7 protein-coding genes and 2 pseudogenes are annotated in these 7,916 nt (G+C 70.0%); 3 read left to right on the top strand and 6 right to left on the bottom strand.

The features are described from left to right. Positions 1-77: 77 nt before the first annotated feature. A pseudogene (locus ACZ5GT_RS38055) lies at positions 78-590 on the top strand (ATP-binding protein); the annotation flags it as partial. 38 nt (positions 591-628) lie between these two features. On the opposite strand, the gene ACZ5GT_RS38050 reads toward ACZ5GT_RS38055, so the two are convergent. After that, a complete protein-coding gene (locus ACZ5GT_RS38050; RefSeq protein ID WP_469035761.1) occupies positions 629-1,063 on the bottom strand; it encodes a DUF6228 family protein in 435 nt (144 codons plus the stop codon). 152 nt (positions 1,064-1,215) lie between these two features. Continuing rightward, positions 1,216-1,884, bottom strand: a pseudogene (locus tag ACZ5GT_RS38045) (IS110 family transposase); the annotation flags it as partial. 249 nt (positions 1,885-2,133) lie between these two features. On the opposite strand from ACZ5GT_RS38045, the gene ACZ5GT_RS38040 reads away from it, so the two are divergent. Further along, on the top strand, positions 2,134-3,357 hold the full coding sequence (locus ACZ5GT_RS38040) for an IS4 family transposase (protein ID WP_469035758.1): 1,224 nt from the start codon (positions 2,134-2,136) through the stop codon (positions 3,355-3,357). 89 nt (positions 3,358-3,446) lie between these two features. Here ACZ5GT_RS38040 and ACZ5GT_RS38035 read toward each other — a convergent pair whose 3' ends face one another. The 4 genes from ACZ5GT_RS38035 to ACZ5GT_RS38020 form a co-directional block, all read right to left on the bottom strand. Continuing rightward, positions 3,447-3,929: a hypothetical protein gene (locus tag ACZ5GT_RS38035; RefSeq protein WP_469035756.1), complete on the bottom strand. Its 483-nt coding sequence runs from the start codon at positions 3,927-3,929 to the stop codon at positions 3,447-3,449. A 434-nt stretch (positions 3,930-4,363) separates the two neighbouring features. Then, positions 4,364-4,987, bottom strand: a complete 624-nt coding sequence (locus ACZ5GT_RS38030; protein ID WP_469035763.1) for a competence protein CoiA family protein — start codon at positions 4,985-4,987, stop codon at positions 4,364-4,366. Further along, the gene (locus tag ACZ5GT_RS38025) at positions 4,900-5,133 is read right to left on the bottom strand and encodes a hypothetical protein (protein ID WP_469035754.1); all 234 of its coding nucleotides are present in this window, start codon (positions 5,131-5,133) and stop codon (positions 4,900-4,902) included. The genes ACZ5GT_RS38030 and ACZ5GT_RS38025 overlap by 88 nt, the downstream gene beginning before the upstream one ends. Positions 5,134-5,943: 810 nt before the next feature. Further along, positions 5,944-6,498: a TetR/AcrR family transcriptional regulator gene (locus ACZ5GT_RS38020; RefSeq protein WP_469035751.1), complete on the bottom strand. Its 555-nt coding sequence runs from the start codon at positions 6,496-6,498 to the stop codon at positions 5,944-5,946. Positions 6,499-6,895: 397 nt separating this feature from the next. On the opposite strand from ACZ5GT_RS38020, the gene ACZ5GT_RS38015 reads away from it, so the two are divergent. After that, positions 6,896-7,714 carry an SDR family oxidoreductase gene (locus tag ACZ5GT_RS38015; protein WP_469035749.1) on the top strand — a complete coding sequence of 273 codons (819 nt, stop codon included), beginning with the start codon at positions 6,896-6,898 and terminating at the stop codon, positions 7,712-7,714. The last annotated feature ends 202 nt before the right edge of the window (positions 7,715-7,916 follow it).

Genomic DNA, 7,916 nt, shown 5'->3' with positions numbered 1-7,916 from the left:
GAACTCCTTGGGATACGGCTTGGGCACTGCGACATCCTTCCAGGCCGCCTCTCAGCAAGCCAGGTCAGGTGTCACCCAACCCTGCAGCAGTCCCTACCCTCGCCAAGTGCGAGTGGATCAAGAAGGGCTTGCCTCTCTGCCTCATCGGCGACTCCGGCACGGGCAAGTCTCACCTGCTGATCGCCCTGGGCACCGAGGCCGCGATGGCCGGCTACCGAGTCAAGTACGTCCTGGCGACCAAGCTGGTCAACGAGCTGGTCGAAGCCGCCGACGAGAAGCAGCTGACCAAAACCATCGCCCGCTACGGCCGAGTCGACCTGCTCTGCATCGACGAGCTCAGCTACATGGAACTCGACCGCCGCGGCGCCGAACTCCTCTTCCAGGTCCTGACCGAACGCGAGGAGAAGAACAGCGTCGCCATCGCCTCCAACGAGTCCTTCAGCGGTTGGACCAAGACCTTTACCGACCCCCGCCTCTGCGCGGCCATCGTCGACCGCCTCACCTTCGGCGGCAACATCATCGAGACTGGCACCGACTCCTACCGTCTCGCCACCACCCGCGCCCGCGCGGAGCAGCAGGCCGTCGGCTGAACCGGACGCGGGAGTGCCTGCCGGGCGACGTGGGCGACCTACCCCTGGCGCAGAAATTCCCGCAGGTCCGCAGCTACAGCCGTCATCCCTTCACCGGCTTCGATCACGGTCGTCACCGTGCACTTCCAGTCACCGGGAAAGAAGCCGGACCGAAGCGTCCAGTCCAGATACACATGACCACCCGAGCCGAAGGTCGCCGTCACGACCAGGTGGTTGTTGATCCAGACCCGCTCCCCCTCCCAGCCACGAAAGTCGCGCGCGAGGCCGTCGAAGAACTCACTCATGTCATCCCAGACGGTGACGGTCACATTCTCGAGCCGTGCACGCACACCATCAGCAACGGCCTCCACCGCGAAGACGGACTCGTACTCATCCGCACGCGACCAGTCGAACAACCGGACAGAGGTCGCCAGCGCCCCCGGCCCCCGCACGACGAGCTCAGCTTGCCCTGGCCCCACCTCGATCAGACTCATCCGCCGAAGGATACGGACGTCGACACGTTGACGACATCACGATTCCGTGGCCAAGGACCGTTGCTGATTCTCATCAACATTCGACGGCCCAGCAGCAGCCATCTGTTCCCAGCTCCCACCGACAAGTGCTCTTCGTTCTGACCTACGTAGCCAGTCTGTTCGTCGAGGGCGGTGAAGATGTCGTCGACGAGCCGGGTGGCCATGCGCGGGGCCTTGGGGCGGATGACCTCGACGAGTTTGCGGCGGCCGGCTTTGCGCAGAGCGGCCGGGGATCCGTAGCGCTCCAGGAGCCAGGTGATGGCGGGGTGGTCCAGGCGGGGGCCCAGGACGCGTTCCAGCGAGGGGTGGAACTGGGTGAGCAGGCCGCGGATGCGGTTGGAGGTGCGGTTGGCCTCGCCGGCCAGGTCCTGGTCGAAGCCGGCCAGCATGGTCAGCTCGGCGGTGATCTCGTCGGCGAGTTCGAGGGAGCGCAGGGTGTGGGGCATGGTGCGGGCGGCGTCCGCGATGACGGCCGCGTCGCGGGCGTCGGTCTTGGCCTCGCCCGGGTAGAGGTCGGCGATCCGGCGCATGGCGAGTCCGGGCAGGTAGGCGACCTTGCAGCCGGCATCCCGGGCGACGGTCAGCGGGAGGGCGCCGATGGAGGCGGGCTGGTCCACGACCACCAGGACGGTGCCGAACTTGGCCTTGAGCTTGTCGAAGACGGCCCGCAACTGCGGTTCGCCGTTCGGCAGGGCCTTGTCGAAGACCTTCTTCCCGGCCGGGACGAGTCCGTGGCCGTGATGGTTGCTCTTGCCGACGTCCAGGCCGAGGAAGACGCCCATCTCGTCGATGTCGATCACCGTGCCCCCACATGCGTCGATGCTGTGCCGGCCTCGGCGTTGGGGCCGTTCGCGCGCATCCACGTTATGCAGACCTGCCGCCCGCGAGTGGCCCGGCATTGCGCCGGGCCGGGCGGTGGCCGGACCTCTGGTCAGCGTCTGTGACGGCGCCCCTCGGGCCCGGTGACACCACCCCCCAGGTCATCGACTCCAATGCCGTTGCCTTTGGTGCTGTCGACCGGTTGAGCCGGTGTGCTGATATCCCGTCTGGAGCGGCTGGGGCTGGGAGTCTTGACCCGGTCGTGCCCGCCAGAGCTGGTGGACCGGGTGGTCAATGAGGCCGGTCGCTCGGAGAAGCGCCGGCGTCTGTTGTCCGCTCGGTTCACGGTGTACTTCGTGCTGGCAATGTGCTTGTTCCCGCAGGCCGACTACCTGGAGGTTCTGCGCCTGGTGAAGACCGGCGATCCGGGCCTGCGGCCCTGGACGGGGGTGAACAAGTCCTCACTGACCAGGGCCCGGCAGCGGCTGGGATGGACCGTGATGCGGGAATTGTTCCGAGCCGTGGCCCGGCCACGGGGCAGGGAAGACGATCTCTTCCGCAGGCTGCGGGTGCTGGCCCTGGACGGGACGCTGCTGGCCGTGCCGGACTCGGCGGCGAACAACGACGCCTTCGGCAAGTCGGGATCACAGCGCGCTCCGATGGGGTATCCGCAGGCCCGCGTGGTCGCCGTGGCCGAGTGTTCCTCCCACGCGGTGCTCGACGCCGTGATCGGCGGGTTCAAGGAGTCCGAACGGATCGTCTCCGACGCCCTGGACGCCCACGTCGGGAGCGGGACGCTGTTGCTGGCCGACCGCGGGCTGTGGGGCCTGGCCCGCTGGCACCGGCTGCGCGACCAGGGCACTCACCTGCTGTGGCGGATCGAACGGCGAAAGGCCCGGAGAGTCCAGGACGTTCTGTCCGACGGCAGTTACCTGGCCCGGATCGAGGCGAACAAGCACAGCAAGGCGGCCGGGACGGTCAAGGCCCCACCAGCCCTGGTCCGGGTCATCGAGTACCGCATCGACGGCCAGCCGGACATCATCCGGCTGATCACCAGCCTGACCGATCACGGAAAGTACCCGGCCGCTGAGCTTGCCGCGCTCTACGCGCGGCGATGGGAGATCGAGCTGGTCTTCGACGAAATCAAGACCCACCAGCGCGGCCGGCCGGTCCTGAGGTCACAGACCCCGGACGGGGTGCGGCAAGAGACCTACGCGCACCTGATCGTGCACCATGCCACCCGCGATCTGCTGGACGAAGCCGCCCGACTCCACCGCAGTACGGCAGAGCGGACCTCGTTCACCCGGGCCCTGCACATCGTCCGCCGCACGGTGATCTCGCCGAGCGGCTTTTCCCCCCTCCGCCCGCAGACGCGACCGTCGCCTCGGGCTCGCCGAGATCGGCCGCAGCTTGTTACCCCGCCGCCGACCCCGTGACTGCCCCCGCAAGATCCGCTCCTGCATCACCGGCTACGGCAGCAAGCCCCCCGGAGAACCCGCAAGCCACCGCCGTTCCCCGGTCGTCGTCACCCTGAACCACCGATGGCACGACCACTAAAAGCAACGGCATTGTCATCGACTCGACAGGGGGCAACAGTCATGCCGGGCCCGGAGGCCAGCGGCCCTCTTGCAGGACCTCGAAGAACATAACGGGGGCGGCCGGCTGCGGCGTACGGGTGGCGGGCGACGCGGGCGGCTGCCTGTTCGGCCTGGGCAGTGAAGTCGTGGGCCGTGGCGGGCTGGTGGGCGTGGGCGGCGGTGAGCGCCGCCATGCCCGCCGCTTCCATCTCGGCGGCGGTGGGCCGGGAGCCCGTGGTCAGGTGGGTGCGCGCCTCCGTCAGCAGGTGCAGGGCCTCGCCGGTGCGGCGCAGCGGGGTCGCGGCCGCGCGGGCCGCGACGGCGAGCACCACCGGGTTGCCGGAGCGGCGGGCCGCGGCGCCGGCCCGGCTCGCGTAGGCTCCGGCGGCCTCGGTGCGGTCCTGCTTGACCGCGAGCTGGGAGGTGAGCACTCACGCCTCGGCGGCCCGGGCGGCGCCGGCCTGGCCCTGCTCGGTGCTGTGCACGGTGCAGCAGCAGCCGGCTGAGCCAGGCGTAGGCGCCGGCCGTGAACGGCGTGCGGGCCGCGGCGAGATCAGCGTCCGGTACCCCCGCCGCCGGGCCATCGGTGGCTCACGGCGCCAACGGCCGTACGACGCTGCGGCTCCCAGCACATCCAGCACGCTCCGTCGGTGCCTCACGGCACCGATCCCCGGCGCCCGGCCGGACGCCGGGACACCGTCACGGCCGTACGGCCCGCCATCGGCAACGGAAGGGCGCACAACGCCCGCCGCCATACGGCCCGTTCGCCGCGGGCTGTCCATCTGCATGACCGCCACCACGTCGTCGCGGCCCGGACGGCGGTGCACCGGCCGGGCCGACACGGGCCGGCGCCCGGCGTGTCGCGTCAGGTGCCGTCGGCGCGCCGCGCGCCTCGGGGCGGAGTTGATGTCGTCGGCCGGCACCGCCCTGCTGCTGCGGGCGGCGCGGTCTGGCCCGATGCGGCGTGTTCGGCGGCCGCCTCGACGTCGCCGGGGGTGGCCCAGCCGTCGTAGCGGGTGCCCAGGGCGGTGGTCGTCGTTCTGGGGACGAGGCGGCCGTGCAGGACGTCGGCGACGAACTGGGCCAGGTCCCGTTCCTCAGCGTGGTCCCAGTTGGCGTGGAGGGGACTGTGCCAGAACGGGCTCGGGTCGCAGACCTCCGCGCAGGCCACGACGCTGAAGCGGCTCACGAGCGGGTACAGGCGGCTCCACGGTCCATCCGGCGCTCCGGGCCGGTACAGGCGGGCGGCGGGTACGTGGTCGAGCCAGCGCGCGCCGCGGTGCGTGAACCACACCACGGCGACCTCGTCGTCCTGGTAGTGGCGGGTGCGGGCGAGGACGTCGTCGACGGGCGCGGAGGACACCTGCGCCTCCAGTGCGGTCCGCCGGCCTGCTGCGGCGGTCACGAGCACGTCGGCCCGCCAGCCACCATGCGCGGCACCGGCTTCCAGTTCCGCTTGGTGGCCGGTCTGCCGCGCGGCAGCGGCCAGCGCCCGCTTGAGGCTGCGGTGTTCTTCCGTGTCGCCGGCGGCGGCAGCTCAGCGGCGTGAGCCGCGACGAGTGCAGTCGTCCGCCAGAGCACATCGGCGGCGTCGGGGAGCGTGACGTAGCAGCGCTTCCAGATCTCGCCGATCACCCCCATCAGCGGGAAGGGCTGAGCGAACTCCGGCAGTCCCTGGTGCCGACAGCCGCCGCCGAGGCGGAAGCGCTTCTCATCTCAGGGAAGGTGATACTTCGACCCGCCTCGGGTCAGCGTCACCTTCAGCTCGCGCAGGGCGGGCATGGCCACGCCCAGCAAGTCCAGGTCGTTCGCTGCGACGTGTGGAAGCCGCGCCATCGCCACCCCTCCGCGTCCTGATCGAGGAACGGCGAACCGCCCAGGCCTGCAACCCCACGTACGTCCTCAACCCTATCGGCCCCACTCCACCCTGAGACGCGTCGGCCAGCTCATGGCCGACCTTGGCATCTGCGACCGCCGGCGCGTCCTGGCCTCGGCGCCCAGCAGCAAGGAACGCCTGCTCGAACTGTTCCAGCCAGGATCCCGACCAGCACCAACAACGACGCGCAGGACCCGGCGATCAACCCTCTCGCCGGGTCCTGCGCAATGCGGCGTCAGCAGCTGCGGGCAGGCCCTAGTCTGCGTCTGTGAGCCACGACGCCCACTGGAACCCCGGCCAACCGTCCTTCACGCCCCGGACCAGCAGACTCACCCGTCTCAGCCGCCAACTCGCAGCCCGAACACAGGATTAGGCAGCAGAGTCGTCGGCGTCCGCAAAGACAATGTCGGTGCCCTTGCGGGTGTGTCACCGAGGAGTGCCGCCGGTTCACTTTGCAGCAGGTGTCCCGACGGGCGCCGGCCGCGGCCCAGCGGCGCGTGTACCGGTTCGCACCGGAGGGAGCGTCGTCCCGCTGAGTCGACCGCCGTGGGGCACACCGAGCGCCCGGGTCACCGCTGTGGGCGCATGGCGGCGCACGACATGTCGATCATGCGTCGTCGGGTTTCCGGGTCGGGGGAACCCTGTTCGCGGAGCATGCAGGCAGCCAGAAGAGCCTTGACATCTGCGCGGGTCAGATCGGCTCGCACCGTACCCGCCTCCCGGGCGGCGGCTATCAAGGAGTCCTCCACAGCCGTGAGGTCGTTCTCCCAGGTAGCTGCTGCTTCAACCGTGTAGCCCGCACCGGCCAGCGCCTCGCCCAAGCCACGGTTGGCGGCCGCCTGCTCGACGAGGAGGGCGAAGAACTCGAAGAAGGCCGTGGCCGGTTCGCCCGTTGCGGCAAGGTCCCGCCCCGCATGGGCGAGCTCCTCGATGAGATGCAGCACGACCGCCTCGTACAACGACTCCTTCGTGGGGAAGTGCCTGCTGACAGTCCCGGTCCCGACCCCGGCCCGCCGGGCGATCTCAGCCACCGGCACGGCGAGACCCGCCGAGGCGAATGCCTCCCTGGCCGCTTCCAGTACCCGCTTGCGGTTGCGCTCGGCATCCGCGCGCACGAGGCTCACCTCCGGTTCTATGGTCTGGATGCCGGTCCGGCACCTCGACCGGGACGGACAGCCTGATCATAGGCCGCCCGCATGCGAGAGACGGTGCCCGCGGAAACTTGCACATCGAGGGCCGCGCGTACGGAACTTCCGGTGCAGGCGGGTTCCAGCAGTCGGTGGCGGCGGCCTCGACGAGGTCGGCGGAACGGCCCGGAGACTCACACCGGCCGCTGTCCCGGCCGCGGATTCCTCTCGTCGGTCGGCGACATCAAACGGGATGCTCATCCCGTATAGTTTTCCGGGAGGCGCATCCCGGTTAGGTGGCCGGGGGGCTTCGACGCGCAGCGCCGGAGATGCGAGACCTTCCGTGAACGCATGATGCGCGCATCCGCCCAGTTCGAGCAGGAGAGTCACTGATATGAGCAAGATCTGGTTCGTCACAGGTGCGTCGCGCGGTTTCGGGCGCGCTTTCGTCGAAGCGGCACTCTCCCGCGGGGACAAGGTCGCCGCCACCGCGCGCGACACCGGTACCCTCGCGGATCTCGCGGACGCCCACGGGGACTCGTTCCTGGCGCTGAAGCTGGACGTCACCGACCGGCAGGCCGTGAACGCGTCGGTCAGCGAGGCGCACGCACGGTTCGGCCGTCTCGACATCGTCGTCAACAACGCCGGATACGGCCTGTTCGGCATGGTGGAGGAAGTCACCGAGCAGCAGGTCCGTGATCAACTGGAGACCAACTTCTTCGGAGCACTGTCCGTAACCCAGGCCGTCCTGCCCATCCTGCGTGACCAGGGCAGCGGCCACATCGTGCAGATCTCCTCCATCGGCGGGGTCGCCGCCTTCCCGTCGCTCGGGGCGTACCACGCTTCGAAGTGGGCCTTGGAAGGACTGTCCGAGTCCCTCGCCCAGGAGGTCGCCCCCTTCGGCGTCAACGTCACGCTCGTCGAGCCGGGGCCCTTCGGCACCGACTGGGCCGGCCCCTCCGCCGTCCACGCCTATCCCCTCGACGCCTACCAGCCCATCCGGGACGCCAGTGCCGCCCAGGCGCCCCGCACCACCTTCGGAGACCCCACGGCTGCCGCCGCCGCCCTGCTGGAAGTCGTCGACGCCCAGCAGCCGCCGCTGCGCGTCCTGTTCGGCGCCATGCCGACCCAGATCGTCAAGGGTCTGTACGCCAAGCGGCTCGAAACCTGGGCGGATTGGGAGAAGGTCTCCATCGCCGCCGACGGCCGGTGAACGGTCGATGAGAACCGGCGCCGCGCGGTGCCTGGGCCCTGTCGGCAGCCCGACAGTGCCCTGGTCCCCCGCGGCGCCGCATTGTCCTCCCTCCGTACTTCCGTCCGCCGTGCGGTGCCCTGCGCGCTTGGCGATCCGGAACGTCGATCAGCGGCACTCAGCGCCGCCGCCCCCATGAACATCAGGCTTCCGAGTGAGCGGC

Source organism: Streptomyces sp. NPDC031340 (assembly GCF_055569945.1).
Note: the sequence above shows the minus strand (reverse complement) of the source record. Positions and strands in the feature narration are given on the sequence as shown.